The following is a 24,488-nucleotide window of genomic DNA, read 5'->3' as shown; positions in this document are numbered from 1 at the left end:
AAAGATAATTAAATATTTTATTATTAGTTCATAAGTTAGTTTAATATACTAACAAAAATAAAGCAAGTAAAATATACCTAAAATATAAAAAATTAGAATAGGAAAACGATAATTATGAAGTGATGTCTCAAGGAGGGATAAAGTTGGAGTATGTGTTAGGTGTGGATATTGGTACATCAGGTACTAAAACAGTCTTATTTGATAAATTAGGAAATACTATAGAAAGTTGTACATATGAATATCCTCTTATACAAGAGAAAGCAGGTTGGGCAGAACAGGATGCAAATGATTGGTGGGAAGCTGTAGTTGAATCTATAAGACATGTAGTTCAAAGTTCCAATATAAGTAGTGAATGTATAAAAGGAATTGGGTTATCAGGACAGATGCATGGTCTAGTTATGTTAGATAAAGAGGGAAATACCCTAAGAAACTCTATAATATGGTGTGACCAACGTACAGTAAAAGAATGTGAAGAGATAACTGATTTGGTAGGTAGAGAAAGACTGATTGAAATAACTGCCAATCCAGCACTTACAGGATTTACAGCATCAAAGATATTATGGGTTAGAAATAATGAACCCAATATTTATAAGAATACTAATAAAATACTTCTTCCAAAAGATTATATAAGGTACAAATTAACAGGTGAATATGCTACAGAAGTATCGGATGCAAGTGGTATGCAGTTACTTGATATAAGAAAAAGAAATTGGAGTGATGAAGTACTAGAAAAGTTAAATATAGATAAAAATCTTTTAGGTAAAGTTTATGAATCTCAAGAAATTACAGGATATGTTACTAGAGAAGTAGCAAACTTAACAGGACTTAAGGAAGGAACAATAGTTGTAGGTGGGGCTGGAGACCAAGCAGCAGGAGCTATAGGAAATGGAATAGTTAAAGATGGGGTAGTTTCATCGACTATTGGTACATCAGGTGTAGTCTTTGCATATACAAAAGAACCAAAAATTGATAAAGAAGGTAGAGTTCATACTTTTTGCCATGCAATACCAAATACGTGGCATGTTATGGGAGTTACTCAAGGGGCTGGATTATCATTAAAATGGTTTAAAGATAACTTCTGTCAAAGCGAACTGGAAGTGTCAAGTTCTTTAGGTAAAGATGTATATGAAATTATAAATAGTCAAGTAAGCCAAGTACCAACAGGATGCAATGGATTACTTTACCTACCATACATGATGGGGGAGAGAACTCCTCATCTTGACCCTTATGCAAGAGGAGTGTTCTTTGGATTATCTCCAATACATTCTAAAAAAGAAATGGCAAGGTCAATTATGGAGGGAGTTTCATATAGTCTAAAAGATTGTATGGATATAATAGAAAAACTTAATATAGAAGTCAATGAAGTAAGAGCCTCAGGTGGAGGTGGTAAAAGTAAAGTATGGAGACAGATGCAAGCAGATATGTTTAATCAAGATGTATATACTATAAATTCAAGTGAAGGACCAGCGCTAGGAGTTGCAATTCTTGCATTAGTAGGAGCTGGAATATACGAAAGTGTCCAAAAAGCTTGTGAGAATATAATAAAAACTTCAACTAAATTAGAGCCAATAAATCAAAATGTAGATACATACAAGAGATATCATAGATTGTATAAGAAAATATATAATTCTTTAAAAGATGATTTTAAATTATTAGATGAAGTAGTTAATTTTAAAGGTGAAGAATAAAAATAGCTACAAATGAATATGAAAGATAGTTTTAAATTAAAAAAATATTACATACATCATATGTGTAAAACATTAGGAGGATATGAAATGAGTGAAATATTTAAAGGAATAGGACAGATAAAATTTGAGGGACCACAATCTAACAATGAGTTAGCATTTAGATACTACAATCCTGAACAAGTAGTAGGAAATAAGACTATGAAAGAACACTTAAGATTTGCAATGAGTTACTGGCATACTTTATGTGGAGAAGGGAATGACCCATTTGGAGTAGGTACAGTGGATAGACCTTGGAATAATATAACAGACCCAATTGAAATTGCAAAGATTAAAGTTGATGCAGGGTTTGAATTCATGTCTAAGATGGGAATTGAGTATTTCTGTTTTCATGATAGAGATATAGCACCAGAGGGAAGAAATTTAGAAGAAACAAATAAGATATTAGATGAAATAGTTGAGTACATAAAAGCTAAGATGAAAGAAACAGGTATAAAATTATTATGGGGAACTGCTAATATGTTTGGAAACCAAAGATTTGTTCATGGTGCATCTACAACATGCAATGCTAATGTTTATGCTTATGCAGCAGCTCAAGTTAAGAAAGCTATAGAAATAACTAAGTATTTAGGAGGAGAAAACTTTGTATTCTGGGGTGGAAGAGAAGGTTATGAAACTTTACTTAACACTAATACAGAACTTGAAATGGACAACTTCGCAAGATTCTTACAAATGGCTGTAGATTATGCTAAGGAAATAGGATTTACTGGACAATTTTTAATAGAACCTAAACCAAAAGAGCCTACTAAGCATCAATATGATTTTGATACTGCCACTGTTTTGGGATTCTTAAGAAAGTATAATCTAGATAAATACTTCAAAATGAATATAGAAGCAAACCATGCTACACTTGCAGGTCATACTTTCCAACATGAATTGAATATGGCAAGAATAAATGATGTTTTAGGAAGTATAGATGCGAATCAAGGAGACCTATTATTAGGATGGGATACAGACCAATTCCCAACAAATATATATGATGCAACACTTGCTATGTATGAAGTGTTAAAACAAGGAGGAATAGCTCCAGGAGGATTTAATTTTGACTCTAAAGTGAGAAGAGCATCTTTTGAAGTAGAAGACTTATTCTTAGCATATATTGCAGGTATGGATACATTTGCAAAGGGATTATTAATAGCTCATAAATTATTAGAAGATGAGGTATTTGAAAACTTTACCAAAGAAAGATACTCAAGCTTCAGTGAAGGCATAGGTAAAGATATAGTAGATGGTAAGGTTGGGTTTAAAGAATTAGAAACTTATGCACTACAAATGCCAGTTATAAAGAATAAGTCTGGAAGACAAGAAATGCTAGAAGCTATACTTAATAGATATATATATGAAGTAGATACAATCTCTAAGAAGTAGATAGAATCTCTAAAGTGTAAAATTAAATTAAAATCATAATAAAAGAGGCTATTTCAAAATAGAGATAAGCCTTTTTTTTATTGTTGAAATGATGAAAATATATTTGATTTCATACAAAAAAGAGTGCCTCATGAACTAAAATGTTCATTTTGAGACACCACCATTTTAAAAATTATTGCAACCAAAATGGCATATTTACAAATGGAGTAAAATTATCAAATAAGTTTAAATAATATTGAGCTTTTTTAGGGTTATCACATTGTACTAAATCATTTTCAATAGCTTGAATAATTGAGATTTCTTTCGTAATTAATTTTGCCCAGGTTTCTTTAGAAGTTTCAATTGAAACATCAGCTTTTACATCACTATCATGATTATGCATTTCAACAATCCCTCTACGTAACTCTAGCTTAAATGCTTCATTAGTATCAGTCACACATGCCAATAGTGTCATATGAACATCAGAACTTTTAGGACCATTTAGTTTAACCTTAAAAGATTCAAACATAGCTTTGGATGTTAGACCTATAAATGAGTTTGAAAATGGAGGAAATCCAGCATTAGCCCCAACTTGATTTATTATCTGTTCAAAACCTCCATCTAATGCCATGGCACTAGTCAAATACCAATTACGCCAAGTAGCATTTTCTGTTTGGTATCCAAGCATACGAATAGCAGTTGCTTTAAGGTCTCTAGCTTCCATATCATCATTATCTATACGTATAGGATAATTTAATATCTCTGTAGCCCATTCATAATCTTTTTCATCAATAGCTTTTTTAGCTTCAGCTAATATTATTTCACGACCACCCATAATTTTCACATATTTTCTAGCTGCATCCTTAGGATAAATAGGATTTAATTTACTTGCTTCACCATTAAACCAACCTATATATTGGTCATAAATAGCCTTAATTCCTTGTTTAAATGTTCCATAAAATTCACCTAAACGTTCTCTTTGAAATAGATGAGGAGGAAGTTTTCCTAACTCGTTTATTGCATAATCAGGGGTATAACCCATATTTATAAGTCTGACTGCTTGGTCATGGGTATATTGTATGGCATCTCTATAATCCATTAGAAGAGAATTACATTCATCTTTACCATGTAGTGGTCTCATATGAGTTCCAACTAAATAATGTGGTTTATATTTACGAATTTTATCAATTCCTGTATACCATTTCTTAGCATCACGAACAGTCCCTCTAACAGTATATATATTAGGGAATATTTCACCTTGAACAGCATCTCCGACAAACATTATCTTTTCTTTAGATAAAAATATACACATAGCATCTTCAGTCTCAGCTTCACAATGGAACAGTTCTAAATCAACTCCTGATATAGTTATTTTTAATCCATCTTCAACAGATACAAATGTATTTGGTTCAATAAATTTATTAGAACCCTTTGATAAAACAGGTCCACATCCTAAATTAACATAACCATGTTCTCCTTTAGGAAGTATAGAGCCATACATCCAAACAGCTCTTCCCATTCTAATGTCTAGCAGTTCTCCACTAGCTTGAGAGAAATGTTTTATAAATGTCTCATCAACAATAACAAGAATCTCTTTATTTTGGCTTTGTTCTTGACTCACACAAACACTCATACCACCCCAATGGTCACCATGATTATGAGAGATTATCACAGCTTTAATAGGTTTATCAGTAATCTTACGAAAATGCTTCATGATTTCTTCCATCATTTCAATAGTTTCACTTGGGTCAATAATTATAATTCCATCAGTTCCTTCAATCATAACAGGATAAGATAATCCAAAACCAACTGCACTATATACATTTTCGCCTGTTTTATAAATTTTTTGTTCCATTGTTTTAGAATGTTCTGTTAATCTAGGATTAACAAATTTTGATTTTTCAGTATATGCAAAATTGCTCATGAATATAACTCCTTTTAAATATTAAAAAATTTACTGGTTTGCTCTAGTAACAACTGGAGGTAACCATTTACCCGAAATGGCATCTTTACTTGGACCATATAACCTTAGTGTCATGTAAAATTTCTCTTTAGGGGATGGTAGCCAGTTTGATATTTTATTTTCATCTTTTGGTGGTTTATTTTGTATATATATAGTTAGTGAACCATCCTCAGCGTAAAATAGTCCTTTTGTACGATCTCCAATAGAGTAGCGGTCAATCTCATTATCTACTAAGAATGCATTTTTAAATAAATACATTGTTAATGACCAAAATTGGCTTACGGGAGGAAGTTCGTTTTTATTGAACTTTAGCTCATAGTCGAAATTTCCATCTAAAAATTGACCAGTACTATCTTGAAAAATACTTGGATATAAAGATTCTTCTGGTTGATTAGCTAAAGCACCTTTATGCCAAACTATTGAACGTTGTAAATAATCCTCTCCATAATTACCAATGCCTTTTCGAGCAATTCTCCAGAAGTTATGGGATTCTCCAAATGCTAAGCCACCTTCATTAATAAGTTTTTTTGCACTATCACAAGCTTCATTTAATATATCATCAGGAACTTCTTTTAGTTGTCTTGATGATAGTATGTTTGTCCTAGTTTTTAAGTATGGAATTAGTAAAAGTATGCTATTAAGGGTCTCAAAGAATTCATAGTAATTTGAATTTTTATATATTGGTAAATATTTAGTATCATAGTTATCATGATGTGTTTTATTAGACATTTCAGAAGGTCTATGTATTTTAAACTTGCTTTGTATATCTTTAACTTCTTGAATATCATTTTTATCATTGATAAGAATTCTTAAAAATGCTAATGCAAAAGGTGTATCACTTTTAATTATATGAGTATCTTTAGGTAAGTCACCATTCCAACCTGGTCCAATAACAGTAAATTTATTTGATTTTGTTCCAGTTAATCTTCTACCAATATTAGTAATTGTCTCTGTAAATAAGTCTAATAACTGTATAGAGTAGTATCTATCATTAGTATCTGGAACTTCTATTATTGCTGGTTGCTCACGTAAGTCTAGCCAAGCTCTTGAATATGTTGTATCATTGTTTGGTGCTGGAATAAAGGATGTTTTTGGTGATGCTACAGTAACAGTATGAGCAAATTCATTAAAATTTGTTGTTTTAGTTTTTGAATTAATAACTTGTGTATAGAGTAATTCATACATCCCTACTATTGGATATCCATATATATAAGCATTTTGAACTGTTTCAAGTAAATTAGTTTTATTCATTAAGAGCCTCTCCTTTAAAATAATCTTATTATATTCCACAGACATGTCATTATAACGAATAACATGACTGAATTATAAGCAATGATTAAATGATTTTTATTTATTTTTCTATTAATAGTTGTACCTAATAGTCCTCCTAATATTGCAGCTGGAATTATACAAAGTAACATTGATACTTCAAGCCCTGAAGGTATTGATTTTGAAATTAATAGAGTTATTATTTTTGAAGCTTGTGAGAATAGTATTAGTATTACTGAGTTAACAGATGCACTCTTTAAATTCATTGAGAAAAATAATGTCAGAGCTGTTATATTTATAGGGCCTCCACCTATTCCTAAAAAAGATGAAATCATTCCTAAAGTATATCCAAGTAAAAGTGTAAATATACGATTCTTTATGTGGAATTGTTTTTTGTTAGGTAGATTTATGTATACTAATATAGTTACTAATAAAGATAAAAGGAGTCCGTTTTGAATTAGCTTTATAAACCTATCCTTGTTAATAAAATCAACTATAAGTTCAAATATCTCAGTACCAATTAAACCACCTAAAATTGCACCCATTCCAAGTAATACAGTCGTAGGCTTTTCAAACTTAGTTTTATATTTAATATGTTTAGTAACAGCAGAACAAGACATAGTAAATACTGCACATGTTGATAAAAAGTTTATAACTGAAGCATCTAGTTCAGTTACTGCATCTAGTACTGGTTTTATGATAATCCCGCCACCAAGTCCAGAAATTGCACCTATAATAGAGGCTATAAATCCTACTATAAAAAACACCATATGTATCTCTCCTATTCTTGAGTTTTATGTTGATTTCTTGGTAGTAAGTTTGCCCTAAAATAGTAAAATAATTTATTCTAAGGAGGTTTAAATTTAAAATAATATATCTATTTTTACAAATAATATAGATATATGATAAAATGTAGTAATTATTTGACTAGTATATTTTGATTTGTCTAAAGTCATTTTGAATTAAAGTAAATTAAAAAAGAGGAGAATAGTAATTTCTATTTACGATAAGAATATTAAGATGCTAAAGATGTCTAACTAATATATGAATTATAATAAGATTATTAGATATTTATGATAGTAAAATGTATTAAAATATAAAATTTGAAAGTTGATGAGAATTATATGAAAAAGAAAATATTGTTTTTAGTAATTATTTTAACATTTATAATTTTATTAGGTAATTCTACTTATTCACAAAAAAATCAACTATCTGAAGAAGAAAAAGTAGATGATTTTAAACATGTATATAATGTTATAAAAACAGGATATCCTTATCTAGATGTAAATAAAAGACTTAATAATACTGATTGGTTACAAAATAAGGAAGATTATATAAAAAGAATAAAGAGTACTGAAAATGATGAGGAATTTATAGAAGAAATGTCATCTATATTATCTGAATTAAATAATAAACATACAGAGTTAATTGATAATAAAAAACGATATGAGCTTTTTAAGAAATCATATTCTAATAATGATTGGTATGATTTTCTTAATGATAAAAAAGTTGTGGTGAGATATGATTCTATAAATCCTAAGATAAAAATGCCAAATGATATTTTTGTAAAAAAAGAATTAATTTTAGAAGATGTAATCAAAGGGAAAGTAGGATACATGTATCTACCATCAATGTCATCAAAGCATGGAGCTATAGATAATGATTTAAAGGAAATTGAAACCTATATTAACACTTTAGAAAAGCATAAAGCTCTAATTATTGATATAAGAGGAAATTCAGGAGGAAGTGATAGATATTGGCAAGGAATTGTATCTAAACTTATAAAAGATGATGTCAAAATAGATGGATATAGAGTATATAGAAATGATAATGAAATAGTAAAAAAATACACTAATGTAAGAAATATAAAATTAGAACCTATAGAAAATTTGCCAACAAGTGTAAAGAAAAATGCGCCAGAAGAAATTATGAAAAATTTTAATGGTTTTGAAAATACTTCTTATACCCTAAAATCTAAAAATGATTTGAAATTTAAAGGTAAGATATATTTGTTTGTAGATAAAAAAATATATTCGTCATCAGAGTCACTTGCTATGTTTTGTAAAGAAACTAAATTTGCAACTTTAGTAGGTGAAACTACTGGAGGAGATGGAGGATGTATAGACCCTGTGTTGTTTAACTTAAAAAATAGTGGTCTGATAGTCAGAATGGCGAGTTGTATGTATTTAAATAAGAATGGAATATGTGATGAAGAATTTAAAACCATTCCACACTTTAAAGTTAAAGATTGTGAAAGAACTGCAAATTTTAAAGATGATAATTGTATAAAAAAGGTACTAGAACTTGAAAATATTACTTACTAGGTAGCCTTTTAAGTGTTATCTTAGTGGTTGAAGTATTGGAATTTAAAAATATAAGAACATACTATAAAAAGCAATTTGAAAAGATTTTAAATCTTTTTAAATTGCTTTTTTAATTATGAAATTTTTCATTCTAGTGGTGTATTGTTATAGAGTTTGATTTATAGGTTAAGTTGAGGTATTATCATGATTTACTAGAAAATATCATAATATAATAAAATATAAAAGTACATTAAAAAGCAATAAAAGGAAACAAAAATCAATAAAATACAAAATAAATTTGACTTTTTGATATTCCTAAATTAATATATTATTATTATTATCAAATGAAAGGTAAGTGTAGTTATGGAGGAAAAGTTTTATACAATAGACCAAGTTGCAGATGCTTTAGAAATGCATCATAAGACAATAAGAAAATTTATAAAAGATGGGAAATTAAAGGCTAATAAAGTCGGTAAACAATGGAGGATATCAAAAGAAGATTTGGATAGATTTATGGATATAAAGAGTGATAAAAGTAATAGTTTGGAATTTAAATTGGATTCTTCTAAAGAACAAGTATATATTCCAAAAGTTAATGTATCTACAGTAATTGACATAAATAGTATTTCTAATAAGGAATACTCACGTCTATCAAACTTACTTTTGGCACTTGTAAATAATCCAACTTCAATATCAAATGGCTCTACTATTAATTTGAAATATAATGAAAATGAAAGTAGGCTTAGAGTTATGTTATGGGGAAATATAAAATTTATTGAGGATATGTTAGGTTCTATATCCATATTAATAGAAAATATTTAGAACAGAAATGAGGAATAAGAATGAATTATAAGATAAAAGAAGAAAATAACAAGAAATATATTTTTTTAGATAGTAAATTTAATAATGAAGGAGAAATAATGGATATTATATCTCTATGTATGGAACATGGTGTAAATTATCTGATGCTTAGTAATAATTCATTTTCAGATGAGTTTTTAAATTTGAAGACTGGACTAGCAGGTGTAGCATTACAAAAATTTATAACTTATAGAATACAAGTTGTTGGGATTATTGCTGATGAGAATAGGATAAATAAAAGATTTTCAGAATTAATGCTAGAGCTGAATAAATCAAATAATTTTAGAATAGTAGGTAATTTTGAGGATGCTAAAAAATGTATCTTAAATATAAATTGATAGTAGAAAGATATAGACCAAATATTTTAATAGCCATCTTGTTCATGTTACAAAAGTGTAATGTTAACAGTTAAAATGTAATATTTACTTAAGGATTTATTTAAATAAAACCTTTAAAATAAATATATATTAAAAAATTAGCAACTGGAGGCTATTATTATGAAAGAAATATTAAAAATAAAAAATATATCAAAAGATTATGGAATAAAAGGATTTAGAACAAATGTATTAAAAAATATATCACTTACAGTCAATGAAGGTGATTTTATAGCAATAATGGGTCCATCTGGTGCAGGTAAAACAACATTACTAAATCTCATGTCTACACTTGATAAACAAACTTCTGGAGAAGTAATACTAGATGGAATCAATATATCAAAAGTAAAAAATAATGAACTGTCAAAACTAAGAAGAGAAAAAATAGGATTTATATTTCAAGACTACAATCTATTAGATAATATGAAACTAATGGATAATATAGCGCTTCCTCTAGCATTAGGAAAAAAGAAAAGTAAAGAAATAGAATCTAAGGTGTTTTCCATAGCCAAAAAATTTGGATTAGAAAATCATTTAGATAAATATCCTTATCAATTGTCAGGAGGACAAAAACAAAGAGGTGCAGCAGCTAGGTCATTGATTACAAATCCAGCAGTCATATTTGCTGATGAACCAACAGGTGCTTTAGATTCGAAGTCAGCATATGAACTTTTAGAATCATTGGAAAGAATAAATAAGGAGAATAATGCTACTATTATAATGATTACACATGACCCCCTAACTGCAAGTTATTCCAATGAAGTATATATGATAAACGATGGGAATATAAAGTGTAAATTAAACAAAGGAAGTAGCAGAAAAGAATTTTATAAAAAAATTATGGATATGTTAGCCTCTATGGGAGGTGACATGTAAGTGAGTATACTTGGAATTGCGTATAATAATTTTAAGAGTAATATAAGAACGTATCTAGCATTTTTTATATCTATGGTTTTTTCAGTAGTTGTACTAACCAACTTTGAATTATTAAGATATGGCGATGCTATAAATGTATTACAAGGAGAAAATAAAAATTTTACATTATCAGTATTGGTAGCTGTGATAATGATACTATCAGTGTTTTTGTTTTTCTTCATTTGGTATGCAACAAATATATTTTTTAAAAATAGGTCTAAAGAAATTGGTATATTATCATTTATGGGGTTAGACCTATATACGATAGGGAAAATATATTTTGTAGAAAATATGCTTATAGGAGTAAGTTCTTGTATAACAGGAATAGTTATAGGAATAATAACATCTAGATTTTTTCAAGTAGTGATAATAAAGCTATCTGGATTTGATATAAATGTATCTAATGGACTTAGCATGGAGGCTATACTATATACTACTTTGATATTTATGTCTATATTTATGGTAATGGCTATAAAAGGTTTTATAACAATATGTAGAAGTAGTGTAATAAACCTAATTAATACATCCAAAAAGCAAGAAAAAATACCAAAGATAGGAATAGGTATATATATATTAGCTATAGTATCAATTATAGTAATAGGATATGGTTATTACCGTTCTACTAATATAAGGACTGGAAATATAATGAGTGTAATACCTGTTATAGCTATAATAATAGTTGGGACTTATGGTCTATTTAAATCAGTTGTTCCTGTTATATTTGATATTATAATAAAAAACAAAAAAATATTATTCAAGGGAAATAATATAATAGCAATAAATAATATAAATTACAGATTAAATAAAAATTACAAAACTTATGCTATAATAGCAATAATTATAACCACTACGATATCCACTCTTGGAGCGTCAGTTGCAATGAAATATATACATCAAAACGCTCAAGAACAAAGAAATGTATATACTGCCAGTATAGTTTCAATGGACAAAGATGAAGTGAATAAAACAAAAATAGAGAATATAATAAAAGATACTAATAAAATAAAATATTCAGTAAATCTAGAACTAACAATTTTAGAAAACACAGATAGTAAGGATATTTATGATAAAACTGATGCCATAATGAAATATAGCGATTTTAGTAGTATTCTTAAAGAGAATGGTCATGATGAAGAATTAAAAGAATATAGTGATAAACTAGTTAAAGGAAATAATGTAATAGAGTTAAAAAGCCCTCAAACGATAGTATCAATACCTACAAAAGAAGCCCATGTAAACATTGATGGACATTTATATAATATTTCAAAAGGAAAAGTAAAAGTTCCAGTGTTAGGGACAGGATTTAATCAAAGCATCATAGTAGTAAATGATGATACATATTTCAAATTAAGAGATAAGGGACAACAAGTATATTTTTACGGAGCAAAGGTGTATCAAGAAGAAAATAGCCAAGTGATGTTTAAAAATCTTGAAAATAATCTAAATTTAAAAAATAGCTATATTCAGAATGGATATAAAGGTCTAAATGAGGGTCGATGGATGAAATTTGCATATGTAGTGCTTGTATTTTTATTCTTAGTATTTGTACTTGTAGCTGGAAGTATAATTTACATGAAAATATATAGTGATGCATATGAAGATAAAGGTAAATATAAGATTTTATTAAAAATAGGTACTACAGAAAAAGATATAAATAGAGCTATACTTAAAGAAGTAGCCATCTTTTATACTTTACCAATGTTAAGTGCAACAATATCTAGCTATTTTGCATTGAGGTTAGCAGGAGATTTATTGATGACTAATTTATTTGGTATATATATACTAAGTTTAGTTATATGCTTGATAATATTTATAATATATGGAGCAGTATCCGTCAGTAAGTTTAAGCGTGTAGTATATAAAAATTAACTGATAAATTGCTAAAAAACAAGGAGATTCTTTTAATAAGAGTCTTCTTGTTGATTAACGAAACAACTTGGTTAATCAACCTATATAATAAAATATGTTATTATAGTAATAGTTTATAACATAGTTAAATATTAAAATAATGGAGAATACACAAATGTATAAAATTTTATTAGTAGAAGATGATATTGATTTGGCCAAAGAAATTGCTCTTGCATTGGATAAATGGGGATTTAACATAGAATTAATTAATAACTTTGAGGTAGTATTAGATGAATTTGTAGACAAAAAACCAGATGTAGTACTTTTAGATGTAAACTTACCATTATATAATGGGTTTTACTGGTGTGAGAAAATTAGAGCTATTTCTAATGTACCAATAATATTTTTATCATCAAGAGATTCTGACATGGATTTAATAATGGGGATAAATAATGGAGCAGATGATTATATTACCAAACCATTTTCTATAGATATATTGGTTACCAAAATAAATGGTATAATAAGAAGAGTCTACAATTATAGTGACTCTAGTAGTATTATGTACTACGACGAGTTGATATTTGATACAGGAAGAGGAGTTATAAAGCACAAATACAAGGATGAAAGTTTAGAATTGACTAAAAATGAAATAAAAATTTTAACCTTATTATTAAAAAATAAGAATAGAGTTGTATCAAGGGAAAGTCTTATGATGACTCTATGGAATAATGATGAGTTTGTGACAGATAATGCACTTACTGTAAATATGAATAGATTGAGAAGTAAAGTTAAAGAATTAGGTTTTGATGATTTTATAAAAACTAAGAAGGGCATAGGATATATAATACAATGATAGCGAAATATTTAAAAGGTAGGTCTAAGTATATTATCATCTGTTTAATTATAGTCAGTATAATAAATATATACTTATTTGCTATAGATGTATTTAAAAATAAATATGCAGAGTTGGTATATTTAGATTTTTTAGTACTATTTATAACAATATTATTTTTTGTTGTGGATTATATCGGCTTTAGAAATAGTTATAAAAGTTTATATAATTGTATAGAAGATAATGGTGAAATAGATGGTTATTTGGTTGAGGGACAATCTTTTGAAGAGAATCTAATGAGAGCTATTATAGAAAATCTAAAAATAAAAAATAACAATGATATAGAAATTTATAAACAATCTTTAAAAGAATTAGATGAGTACATGGCTAAGTGGGTTCATGAAATAAAGATTCCAATATCTTCTTTGAGTATAATTACAGATAGGTTAAGCAGTATAGAAGATAGTATAGATATTAAGAATCAGGTTGCTAAGATAAACTTTTTAGTTAACTCCATTTTATATAGTAGTAGAAGTAATACCATGTTTGAAGATGTATTTATAAATAAGGTTAAATTAGAAAAATTAGTAAAAATGGCTGTAAAAAATAACTCATTTTTGCTTATAAAAAATAACATTGAAGTTAGTTTAAATAAACTAGACTATGATGTCTATACAGACTCTAAATGTATGTCATATATTTTAGACCAAATTATTAATAATGCCATAAAGTATTCTAAAAAAGCTGGTAAAATTGAGTTTGATTCAAGAGAGTTAGAAAATGGAGTGGTATTATCTATCAAAGATTTTGGAATAGGCATAAGTGAAGAAGATATAGTTAGGATTTTTGATAAAGGTTTTACAGGTGCAAATGGAAGAAATCAACTGTATAAGTCTACTGGAATGGGGTTATATTTTGTAAAGAAAATGATAGATAATTTGGGTCATGACATTGATGTATGTTCAGAAAATGGTTCGTATACAATTTTTAATATCTATTTTTATGATATATCAGATTATTTAAACCTAGATAGTTAGGTTATTATAAAGACTATAACAATATTAGAGATAAAAATATTTGCATAAATTTTATAAAGATTTTTATTTTAAACTTGTCAGTATATTTAAATGAATAATATTTATAGTATAATTAAAATATAATAAAGTTTATCATAATATAGTATTTTTATAAACATATCCTATATTTTTCCAAAAATTGTATTGAATATAAAAATTATAATAGATATAATATTAGATGGAGATTGTATAAAGTGTATACAAATTTGCCTTTAACTCTATTATTGACAATTCTATTTATTCTTGCCATTACTAATAATTGAAAATAGCTATCATTTACTACATGATAATGGTTTTGAATATATTAATTACCATCATTTTATCAAGCTGACAGCAAAGGCATTGATTTGCTAGTTGTATTGTATACAAACCATGTAGAAAATATCGACTAGATTTTTCATTAAATTTGAACATTTCACGAACGTATGAATGGAAAAACCTACATGTTGACAATCCACCTTTTTAAATCCAAAGTGAGCCTTATTAATGGCAAGGAATAGGAAGTAACTATATTTTATAAAGGAGAATATTGAGTATGAAAAAAATTAGGAAGTTAGCTACCAAGCTATTGATTGCAACCATAGTTTTAACCTCAAGTATGAGTATGACAGTTTATGGTATGACAGCCAAGGAAGTAACAGCAAAGACACCAAAAAGCTATGTCACAGGAGCTAATAGCATATATGGCCCAAAGCTGTCACAAGCACAATTGAATTCAGTAGCACAAGCAACAGCGGATTTTATGAACAAGAAAATCACAAAGAATATGACCACAGATGCTAAGATTTTAGTTGCCTATAATCACATTAAAAATAACACAACATATGTTGACTGGAATGCATCAGAGGGAGCCAATACTGCCTATACACTGGTTACTAAAAAGGGAGCATGCTCTGGAATGGCTAGGAGCTTGAAAGCTTTATGTGATGCTATGGGAATTGAATGTTATTATGTCCATAGTACATCAAATGACCACCAGTGGAATCTTATCCGTTTTGGTGATGGGCGTTTGTATCATGTAGATATTGATGCTAATAAGTCAGCAGGAAAGGACATCATATACAAGAGCCTTACACATCCATTGCCATTTGATAAAACAGCATATCCAACAGTTGGAGCAGTAGCACAAACTCAAAAACCAGCACCACCTGGGAAGCACACTATGTTACCACATCAAGAAGGGGCAAAGGTTGTTGGAAAATTTGGAGATATAAAGGACAAACATGTAATGTATGAAGGTGTTCGATGTATTGTAATTAATTCATCGGTAAATACAGTTACATTTATAGGTAGTAAATCAAATTTAAATCCATCAAATCTTACGATTGCTGTAATAGGATTTATGAACACACCATATGGGATGTTTGCATTAGCGCCAGAAGGTAAACCTGTTGAATATCCTTTTAAATATGATAAGCCTTTTTCTTTAGATTTTAGTGGTAAAAATCGTTCTGGTGCAGAATTAGCGAAGTACTGCAAAAAAAATGATGTGACTATTAAAATAGAAATCACTGATGAAAAAGCTAATATTGGACTTGGTCAAGTAATGTATATTCGATATGAATAATGATTAACTCATGACAGTAGAATAAATTATAAACATTGCGCCCTCTTATTGTGGGCGCATTTAACATTATATCTGATATTTTGTAGTTGGATCAACTACTGTATTTCTCCTCTTTTTATTTATAAAAATTATTATCTCTAAGTTGCTGAGCATGTATACGATTAATTAAAAACTGTTTTAACTTAGTCAAGCATAAGAATAAAATGGCTCTATTCTCAAATTCTATTCTATTTACAGGTAAAGGTTGATTTTTCATACTTGACAATAATCTATCCGATTCCTCAAGAAGTAGATTGCCTGTTTCAGCTTCAAATTTGGTATAACCTATCTTATGTATGAAAGCAGATAGAATATGAGCTTGTGGTGGTGTAGAATTTAGTTGAGATACATAACCATACAAACTTTCTAAAATATCCCGTTGACTTTTTATAATATCCATGTGCTCTAAGAAGAATCTAGTGTCATTTAACAAAGTATTATTAATATTATCATAAGTTTCAGAAATACTTCTATCAATAAGTGAATTTAATGTATATAAATCTCTACTATATTCATTCTCTTTTTTAGGATTTACAATAATATCTGCAATGTCTATAAGTACAACGCTTACTTCTTCCTGTAACTTTTTTTGAACTTCATAGATTTTATGTATATTTGTTGGAATATACATGTTTATTATGACACCTATCCCAGTCCCTACTGCAAATATTCCAGCTTCGTTTAAAATCCACTTAATAGATGTTTCTCCTTGAATGAAGTAATGGGATGCGATGACTACACACATAGCAATGACATCTTGAATATTTAATAAAAAACAAAGTGGTATAATTATAAATATAAATATTGAAAATGAAGTCAAATTATATCCTAAAATATTAAAGCATAAATAGGAAAAAAGAGTACATAAAAGAAAACCATAAAACTTTCCAATAAAACCTTTAAGAGTTTCTTTTTTAGTGTCTTTTACTGTAAGTAGTACTATAACTCCAGCAACCATTGAGTATTCTAATTTTAATAGCCAAGCAATAAATATAGCAAGAGAGCATCCTAAAGATAACTTTATAACTTTAAGCAAATCAATATTGTTCAAATACAAACCTCCTTTAAAATATAATAAAAATAATTTTATCATAAAACCAATTTTATTTGAAATGGAGTTGACAATATTTTATTTAAAAAATACTGTAAAATCCGATAAAAAGATAAGTAAATAGAAACACAAAGATATCTTTTTTAATGTAATACATTGTAGAATACAAAATATTATAATGAATATAAAATAATTATACTCTATTGAGGAAATAATATTTTATATTACTATTATATTAGTGAATGATATAACTATAGATATATCTATTATTATTAACATAAAATAAAATTATATAGTTAATGTTATTTTATAATTGATTTGGTATGGAGATTTTTTTCTTTTATGTTATACTATTTATGAAAGCAGATATAAAGATTAAAATACATTAATAAATTATGTATTAGAAGTTTTAAATAGCCATATTAATGAACTTAATTATTGTTCATAATAGCAAATTGGAGGAGATAAACATGAAAATTACTGAAGGATATATGCCTTTTGAAGGTTTTAAAACTTATTACCGTATAGTAGGAGAAAACACTGAAGGGAAAAAGCCATTAGTACTACTTCACGGAGGACCAGGTTCTACACATAATTATTTTGAAGTGTTGGACAAGATAGCTGAGAGTGGCAGACAAGTAATAATGTATGACCAAATTGGTTGTGGTAATTCATTTGTAGAAGGACATCCTGAGTTATTTAATGCGGACACTTGGATAAAAGAGCTTATTGAACTGAGAAAACATCTAGGGCTTGAAGAAATTCATCTATTAGGTCAATCTTGGGGAGGTATGCAGGCTATTTGGTATGCTATTGAGTATAAACCAGAAGGTATTAAGTCATATATTCTTTCATCTACTCTTTCTTCTGCAAAGCTTTGGGAGAAAGAACAAAAAAGAAGAATATCATATATGGATGAAGCTGACCAAAAAGCATTGCTTGATGCAGTAAATACTGGAGATTACTCTAGTAAAGAATATAATGATGCACTAGAAAAATTTATGGCAATGTATTGTGCAGGTGAAGTAACAGAAGATTCTCCAGAATGTTTAAGAAGACCTAAAAAATCAGGTTCTGAAGCGTATATTGTAGGATGGGGACAAAATGAATTTTCTCCTACAGGAACTCTTTCTGGATATGAGTTTACAGATAGATTACATGAAATCAAAGAACCTTGCTTAGTAACTAGTGGAGCAATAGATTTATGTTCACCATATATTGCAAAAACTATGTATGATAGAATTCCTAACAGTAAATGGGAGTTATTTGAATATTCAAGACATATGCCATTTGTTGAAGAAAATGATAAATATATAGAGGTTCTAACTAAGTGGTTAGATGCTAATGATTAAAAATAATATAAATTTATATAAAAAAGAGGCTGGACATATTGTCTAGTCTCTTTTTATTATTAATAGAAGTACTAAAATTTTATGTAATTTTACAAATAGTGGAAATATATTTGTGTATATGTATTTAATTTTATTCGATTCTAGAAATTTTTTTATATATTGGTATAATTATTCTGTTTAAATTTGCTTAAAAAGTATATTAATTATAATAAGAAACAATTATATAAATAGGAATAGATTATTATAATTAGTATAGAGATAAAAATAATTATAGAAAGAAAGGCATATTATGGAAAAATCAAGAGTTATTGAAATGATAAAAAATAATCCTAATATTATATCTACTTTAAATAATCCAACTGATGAAATGAAAATACTAGCTATCAAAGAAAATGGGCTTGTACTAGAATATATAAATAATCCAACTAGAGAGATGCAAGAGTTAGCAATAGATAATAATGTTAGAGCAATTAAATTTGTAGATAATCCAACAGAAGACATGATGATAAAAGCAGTAAACGAGGGGTGGAGTATACTAGACTATATCAAAAATCCAACTGATAGAGTTATTAAGATGGCTATAAATCAAGCAGGATGGGCTATTAAGTATGCTAAAAATCCAAGTGAAGAGTTACAATTATTAGCAGTAAGAAAAAATTATGATTCAATAAAATTTATAAAAGAGCCTTATGAAAGTGTACAAGAAGAGGCAGTTAGAATAAGTTATGATGCATTAAGATATATAGAATCACCTAGTTATAATACAGAAATTATAGCTATAAAAAATAATGAAGCAGCTATTGGCTTTATAACTGATTTAGATAAGAATAAAATGTTAGAGTTTTTGAAAGTTAATATTTTAGTGATTAAATATATTATAAAGAAAATATCTAAAGATGAATTAGAGGGAGTATTAAAAGACGTATTATCAAAGGAAGATGTAGAAGAAAAGTATGTTAGAGATTTTTTAAATTGTAGTGTTATAGACAGGGATAGCGAGAATATATCAATAGATAAAATTATGTTTATTTATAAATATGGAAGTAAAACAGCAAAAAAAATCGCTGTAGACGAGAAATTAAAGATTATGTAGGAGAGAGAAAAATGAATTTTATAGACACATTAAAAAGCGTTGACTTAATATTATCCACTGGAGAAGTTCCCTTAATAGTGGGAGAAAGTGGGATAGGAAAAACAGCTTTAGCAAAAAAACTTGCTGAAGAAAATAATTGGAGTTTAGTTGTTATTGATGGGAATCTACTTAAAGAGGGCGAAATAGGAGGCCTTCCAACTATAGAATCTTATGTAGGAGTTGATTCCAATGGATATAAGATTGAAAAGAAAACAACAGTATATGCTGTTCATAATAAATTAAGAGAAATTGATGAAGAGATATCTAAAGGTAAGATTGTTCTTTTATTTATAGATGAGATAAATCGTTGTGAGCATACTGTGCAACAAGAACTTATGAATTTAATTCTAAATAGAGAGATTAATGGATATAAGTTGCATGATTATGTAAAGATTTTAGCAGCAATGAACCCATCAAGTAAATATGGTTCAGACTTTGATTATCAAGTTGTGGATATGGACGCTGCCCAAGAAAATAGATTTGTCTGGTTAAATATGGAGAGTGAGCATACACAATGGTTAAAATGGGCAGTTGATGAAGGAATTGAAAGAAAGGTTATAGAGTTTATTTCTACTTTTCCAGAATATCTTCATAAAATAAATGAAGATGATGTAAGGGCAACTCCTAGAAGTTATGAAAGAGTATCTAAAATTTATAAAGTTTATAAGGAAAAAAATAATTCAATTCCTAGAGCAGTATTTTTAAATGTTATAAAAGGGAATATAGGTAAGGTTATTGCAGAAGAGTTTATAAGCTTTATTGAATCAGATTCTAAACCACTAATATCTTATGAAGAGGTTTTTTTAGGAGAATCTATTGATGAGTCTATTATAGAAAGAGTAAAAAATGAAAGTCATACAAGACTTTATCTATCAGCTATAAATATCTTAAAAAACTTAGAATCAAATGTGAAGGATGGTAAATATGAATCAAACCGATACATTAATAGATTCATTGAGTTTTTAAAAGTATACCCTGTAGATTTAATGATAGGAATTATGAAGGACATTAGAAATAGTTATACTGAAGTGTATAAAAAAGCTATAGAAAATGAAGAGTTTGTAAAATCATATTTTGAATCTTATAGTTTAATAAGGGGATAGTGTATGGAAAATTATTTTAATAAGCAAGCAAAAGAACTTTATAATAAAGCAAGTGAAATTATAAGTACTCATTCTATGCTAAAGGCGAATCGTGCCAATGAGAAATTTGATGTAGATATACCACAAGATTTTAAATATGAATTTTTTAACCTTATAGATAAAGTTAATTTAAGTCTTATGGAAGAAAAGGACAATTTTTATGGATATTTTTTATTTCAGATGTCAAGAGAGATACGATTTGATATAAGTAGTCCTACGGGTGTGAATTTTAAAGGAGCTAAGTATGTTATATACTTTAATCCAATGATTTTTTTAACACTTGACATAAAACAAATGGAGACTACAATCAAACATGAAATTCATCACATATTATCTATGCATTTGGTGAGAGCAAAGGAATTAAAAGGAAAGTATAGTACATTAGCTATCAACATGGCAATGGACATAGTAGTAAATAAATTTTTAAATAATTTACCACCATATGCAACTACCTTGGAATGGGTAAATTTAAAATATTCCTTAAAACTTGAGCCATATGAACCTTTTGAATATTATGTAGAAAAGATTCAAACTGAATTAGATTTACTAGAAGAGGATGAAGATGGTGAAGAAGATGATAGTGATAAGTATGGAAATATAGAAACTGATTATAGCCCAGAAAAAACTCATAATATTTGGGAAGAATCTAACGATGTAGATGAAAAAACGCTTAAAGAATTTACTGAAAAATTTATTGATAGTTCTCAAAAAGGTACAATTCCTGCTTATTTAGAAAGTATGATATCGTCACTTAAAAATAGTAAAGGTGAACTGCCATGGAATTTGTATCTTAATAGGATAATGGGAACCGTTGAAAGTAATAAAAAGAAGACTATAACAAGAAGAAATAGAAGACAACCAGATAGATTAGACTTGAGGGGTGAACTTAGAAGTCATAAGGCAGAAATAGCAGTTGCACTTGATATAAGTGGAAGTATCAGTGATGAAGAGTTTAAACAAGCGATTAAAGAGGTTCTTAATATCGTAAAAAACTATAGCCATGAAATTACGATTATAGAGTGCGATAATGAAATTAGACGTGTATATAAGGTGAGAACTGAAAAAGACATAAAAGATAGAATTAGGATAGGTGGAGGTACTAGATTTTCTCCAGTTTTTGAATATGCTAATAATAAAAAGATTAATTTACTAGTTTACTTTACTGATGGAAAAGGTGAAAATAAGCTACAAATAGCACCTAAAGGGTATAAGATTTTATGGGTTATTTCTGGAAGAGGAGATGAACTTTCATTGAAAGAGCCTTATGGAGCAGTTAAGAAACTTACAAAAGTCGAAATAAAGGGCGAAATTTTAGAGATAAATGATGTAAGAAATGATGGATATTCAATGAATAGTCAAGCCCCAATTTTATAAGTACTCATAGAAGATAAACTATTTTAAGTTATATTTACTATGTAAATCTAAAAAATACGTTAACTAGTAGTTAATGTATTTTTTTATTTTAATAATATAAGTTTTATTTACATTAAAGTACCAAAATATGTTAAAATTAATATATAGCAAATAGTTTTGGCAAGATAAATTCAGTTGTCAAAGCTATTTTTTATTAAGGAGGGTGATGTTTTTGTTTAAGGTTGATGATTATATAATGTATGGTATGACAGGAGTATGCAAGGTTCTAGATATAACAAATGAAAAATTTACAAATGGAATAAAAAGAGAGTATTATGTGTTGAGCCCTATTTATTCTAATAATACAGTAATAAAAATTCCTGTAGATAATGAGAAAGTACCAATGAGAAAGTTACTTTCTAAAATTAATGTTATTTCATTAATAAATGATATTCCTAATATGGATACACTATGGATAGATAATGAAAAAACAAGAAGTGAGCAATTTAAAAAAATACTTAGAAATGGTAAATGTGAAGAGCTAATAAAATTAATAAGAAGTATATATGATAATAAAGAGTATGTAAAATCTATTGGTAAAAAAACACATCAAGCAGACGACAATATAATGAAAGAAGCCGAAAGATTATTGAATGAAGAGTTTGCAACTATTTTAGATATCTCTCCTGATGAAGTTAGTTCATATATATCAAGTCATATACCTCAATAAAGTATTTTATAGTATCTTTTATTTAAAAATCATAATCTAATAAAATATAATATAATTAAAAAAATACGAGAATAATGTAATTATAGATTATAAGTATTAGAATGTAAAAAAATATTGAATTTAAAGTAATTATACATAATTTAAATATAGACTGTAATAAAGTTGAAAAATTAACATTCAACATAAAAGATAAAATGAAATTTAACAACAACTTTAAAATGGTTGGTTATCAATATTTTATTGTTGTTTTTAGTCATTTTAAAAAATTGATTATCTAGGTTAATAGTATGATGAGTTATCTAGATTCTAAAATGTATAATACTATCAAAAAGTTTTTTTGTTTCGAGTAAATAAGATGGATACTATTTTAAATAGAATCCATCTTATTTAAATTTTATTTATAGTTATTTTTTAGGTGCTATTTTTTAGACATGAAAATCTATTGTAATAGAATTTATCTAGATTAGGAAATCTTATAAAAAATATAATCGACAAAATAAGACTAAATATCTATTGGAATTTATAAATAGGATAATTACTGCATATTTATAGTCTAACCTGAAAAATTATAGATGTGCGAAATTTATTAAGTATTTTATAGGAGTAATATAGAATAATTAAAAAGTTTATTTTTAAACAAACTTTTTCTTTTTTAGATAAAATATTATTTGAATAATAAATAAATATAATTATTTATAAATAATTCAAACTTGTTAAAAAAATGTTTATTGATGTGATTAGTTAGATTACTTATAACACATTTGAAATAATTGTATTTATCTATATTTAGAAATTTAAGATAAAGAGTCATTTTTACAAGATAAGATACATATAAGTTTAAAAATTAATGAATTCTATTAAAATAATTAAATATATAACAATTATTTAATTATTTTAATAGAATTTATAAAACTCAATTTGGATTTATTTCATTTCTTAATTTATCGTTTTTATTCTTAAAAAAATAGATGTTAATAGTATGTAATTTGATTATTATATATTGGATACAAAAAACTTATTTTTGAAAATAAGTAAATTAAGAAAAAGATTAAAATTTCATTTCTAAAAAACCATTCTAGATGTTGATTTAACTTATATTTCCATATAAAAAAATATATATAATATACTTGACAAATATAATTTAAATTTTTCTAATTATTTACTGTCGATTAATCGATTTTTTTCTTGCATATAAGTATATATTTATGGTACGATTTACATGGTGAAATAAATAGGGGGAGGTGGAAAATAAATATTCGTGAAAAAGTTTTCAAATTGAAGCATTTTTATGGAAAATATATTATAAATACATAACATAGCTTCAGTTAATAGTATTAAAGCGAATATATGGATAATCACTTTAAAATAACAGTTTTTATGTTTAGATTCACAGTGTTTAGTATAGTCTTATATCATAAGAAATAAATCTAATCTGTGAATGGATAGTAGTTTATTTATTTAAGTTGAGAATTGGTTAGACGAAGTAACATAGAGATTTAAAAAATAAATAAAAACATTATTTGAATAAAATATATGTTGCTTTATTCGAGACTCCTTTAAAAAAGCACTTAAATGTAATTATATAAGTT

General features: G+C 27.2%; 19 protein-coding genes. 15 read left to right on the top strand and 4 right to left on the bottom strand.

Features of this window, described 5'->3' with window-relative positions; translation table 11 throughout:
• The first annotated feature begins 143 nt into the window (after window positions 1–143).
• Both xylB and xylA read left to right on the top strand, forming a co-directional pair.
• The gene (xylB, locus tag ACTG44_RS17010) at window positions 144–1,688 is read left to right on the top strand and encodes a xylulokinase (RefSeq protein ID WP_479920887.1); all 1,545 of its coding nucleotides are present in this window, start codon (window positions 144–146) and stop codon (window positions 1,686–1,688) included.
• Window positions 1,689–1,775: 87 nt separating this feature from the next.
• A complete protein-coding gene (gene xylA, locus ACTG44_RS17005; protein ID WP_479920886.1) occupies window positions 1,776–3,113 on the top strand; it encodes a xylose isomerase in 1,338 nt (445 codons plus the stop codon).
• Window positions 3,114–3,285: 172 nt separating this feature from the next.
• Here the strand turns inward: xylA and ACTG44_RS17000 are convergent, their stop codons facing one another.
• The 3 genes from ACTG44_RS17000 to ACTG44_RS16990 are packed head-to-tail and all read right to left on the bottom strand — an operon-like array spanning window position 3,286 to window position 7,094.
• Window positions 3,286–5,016: an alkyl sulfatase dimerization domain-containing protein gene (locus ACTG44_RS17000; RefSeq protein WP_479920885.1), complete on the bottom strand. Its 1,731-nt coding sequence runs from the start codon at window positions 5,014–5,016 to the stop codon at window positions 3,286–3,288.
• A gap of 30 nt (window positions 5,017–5,046) precedes the next feature.
• The gene (locus tag ACTG44_RS16995) at window positions 5,047–6,306 is read right to left on the bottom strand and encodes a DUF1254 domain-containing protein (protein WP_479920884.1); all 1,260 of its coding nucleotides are present in this window, start codon (window positions 6,304–6,306) and stop codon (window positions 5,047–5,049) included.
• 14 nt (window positions 6,307–6,320) lie between these two features.
• Window positions 6,321–7,094: a sulfite exporter TauE/SafE family protein gene (locus ACTG44_RS16990; RefSeq protein WP_479917482.1), complete on the bottom strand. Its 774-nt coding sequence runs from the start codon at window positions 7,092–7,094 to the stop codon at window positions 6,321–6,323.
• Between the two features lie 354 nt (window positions 7,095–7,448).
• On the opposite strand from ACTG44_RS16990, the gene ACTG44_RS16985 reads away from it, so the two are divergent.
• The 8 genes from ACTG44_RS16985 (at window position 7,449) to ACTG44_RS16950 (ending at window position 16,100) form a co-directional block, all read left to right on the top strand.
• The gene (locus ACTG44_RS16985) at window positions 7,449–8,648 is read left to right on the top strand and encodes a S41 family peptidase (protein WP_479920883.1); all 1,200 of its coding nucleotides are present in this window, start codon (window positions 7,449–7,451) and stop codon (window positions 8,646–8,648) included.
• 342 nt (window positions 8,649–8,990) lie between these two features.
• Window positions 8,991–9,449, top strand: coding sequence for a helix-turn-helix domain-containing protein (locus ACTG44_RS16980; RefSeq protein ID WP_479920882.1), 459 nt, complete (start codon window positions 8,991–8,993; stop codon window positions 9,447–9,449).
• Window positions 9,450–9,469: 20 nt separating this feature from the next.
• Entirely contained in the window at window positions 9,470–9,826 is a 357-nt protein-coding gene (locus tag ACTG44_RS16975) for a DUF4180 domain-containing protein (RefSeq protein WP_479917480.1), read from the top strand.
• Between the two features lie 159 nt (window positions 9,827–9,985).
• On the top strand, window positions 9,986–10,738 hold the full coding sequence (locus ACTG44_RS16970; RefSeq protein ID WP_021386010.1) for an ABC transporter ATP-binding protein: 753 nt from the start codon (window positions 9,986–9,988) through the stop codon (window positions 10,736–10,738).
• Window positions 10,739–12,646 carry an FtsX-like permease family protein gene (locus tag ACTG44_RS16965; protein ID WP_479920881.1) on the top strand — a complete coding sequence of 636 codons (1,908 nt, stop codon included), beginning with the start codon at window positions 10,739–10,741 and terminating at the stop codon, window positions 12,644–12,646.
• 154 nt (window positions 12,647–12,800) lie between these two features.
• Window positions 12,801–13,478, top strand: a complete 678-nt coding sequence (locus ACTG44_RS16960) for a response regulator transcription factor (protein ID WP_021385986.1) — start codon at window positions 12,801–12,803, stop codon at window positions 13,476–13,478.
• Window positions 13,475–14,494, top strand: a complete 1,020-nt coding sequence (locus ACTG44_RS16955; protein ID WP_479920880.1) for an ATP-binding protein — start codon at window positions 13,475–13,477, stop codon at window positions 14,492–14,494. The genes ACTG44_RS16960 and ACTG44_RS16955 overlap by 4 nt, the downstream gene beginning before the upstream one ends.
• A 574-nt stretch (window positions 14,495–15,068) precedes the next feature.
• Complete coding sequence (locus ACTG44_RS16950) at window positions 15,069–16,100, top strand: transglutaminase-like domain-containing protein (protein WP_021386067.1); 1,032 nt, start codon at window positions 15,069–15,071, stop codon at window positions 16,098–16,100.
• Window positions 16,101–16,215: 115 nt separating this feature from the next.
• Here ACTG44_RS16950 and ACTG44_RS16945 read toward each other — a convergent pair whose 3' ends face one another.
• Window positions 16,216–17,190, bottom strand: coding sequence for an aromatic acid exporter family protein (locus ACTG44_RS16945; RefSeq protein WP_021386076.1), 975 nt, complete (start codon window positions 17,188–17,190; stop codon window positions 16,216–16,218).
• Between the two features lie 470 nt (window positions 17,191–17,660).
• Between ACTG44_RS16945 and pepI the strand changes: the two genes are divergently transcribed.
• The 5 genes from pepI to ACTG44_RS16920 all read left to right on the top strand — a co-directional run bounded on the left by pepI (window position 17,661) and on the right by ACTG44_RS16920 (window position 22,899).
• Complete coding sequence (gene pepI, locus ACTG44_RS16940; protein WP_021386032.1) at window positions 17,661–18,542, top strand: proline iminopeptidase; 882 nt, start codon at window positions 17,661–17,663, stop codon at window positions 18,540–18,542.
• A gap of 289 nt (window positions 18,543–18,831) precedes the next feature.
• The gene (locus ACTG44_RS16935; RefSeq protein WP_021386069.1) at window positions 18,832–19,635 is read left to right on the top strand and encodes a hypothetical protein; all 804 of its coding nucleotides are present in this window, start codon (window positions 18,832–18,834) and stop codon (window positions 19,633–19,635) included.
• Between the two features lie 11 nt (window positions 19,636–19,646).
• Window positions 19,647–20,777 carry an ATP-binding protein gene (locus ACTG44_RS16930; RefSeq protein WP_021385983.1) on the top strand — a complete coding sequence of 377 codons (1,131 nt, stop codon included), beginning with the start codon at window positions 19,647–19,649 and terminating at the stop codon, window positions 20,775–20,777.
• Between the two features lie 3 nt (window positions 20,778–20,780).
• Entirely contained in the window at window positions 20,781–22,190 is a 1,410-nt protein-coding gene (locus ACTG44_RS16925; protein ID WP_021386074.1) for a vWA domain-containing protein, read from the top strand.
• A 205-nt stretch (window positions 22,191–22,395) separates the two neighbouring features.
• A complete protein-coding gene (locus tag ACTG44_RS16920) occupies window positions 22,396–22,899 on the top strand; it encodes a CarD family transcriptional regulator (protein ID WP_234781145.1) in 504 nt (167 codons plus the stop codon).
• The last annotated feature ends 1,589 nt before the right edge of the window (window positions 22,900–24,488 follow it).

The sequence above is a fragment of the Clostridioides sp. LIBA-2809 genome (assembly GCF_056688965.1).
Note: the sequence above shows the minus strand (reverse complement) of the source record. Positions and strands in the feature narration are given on the sequence as shown.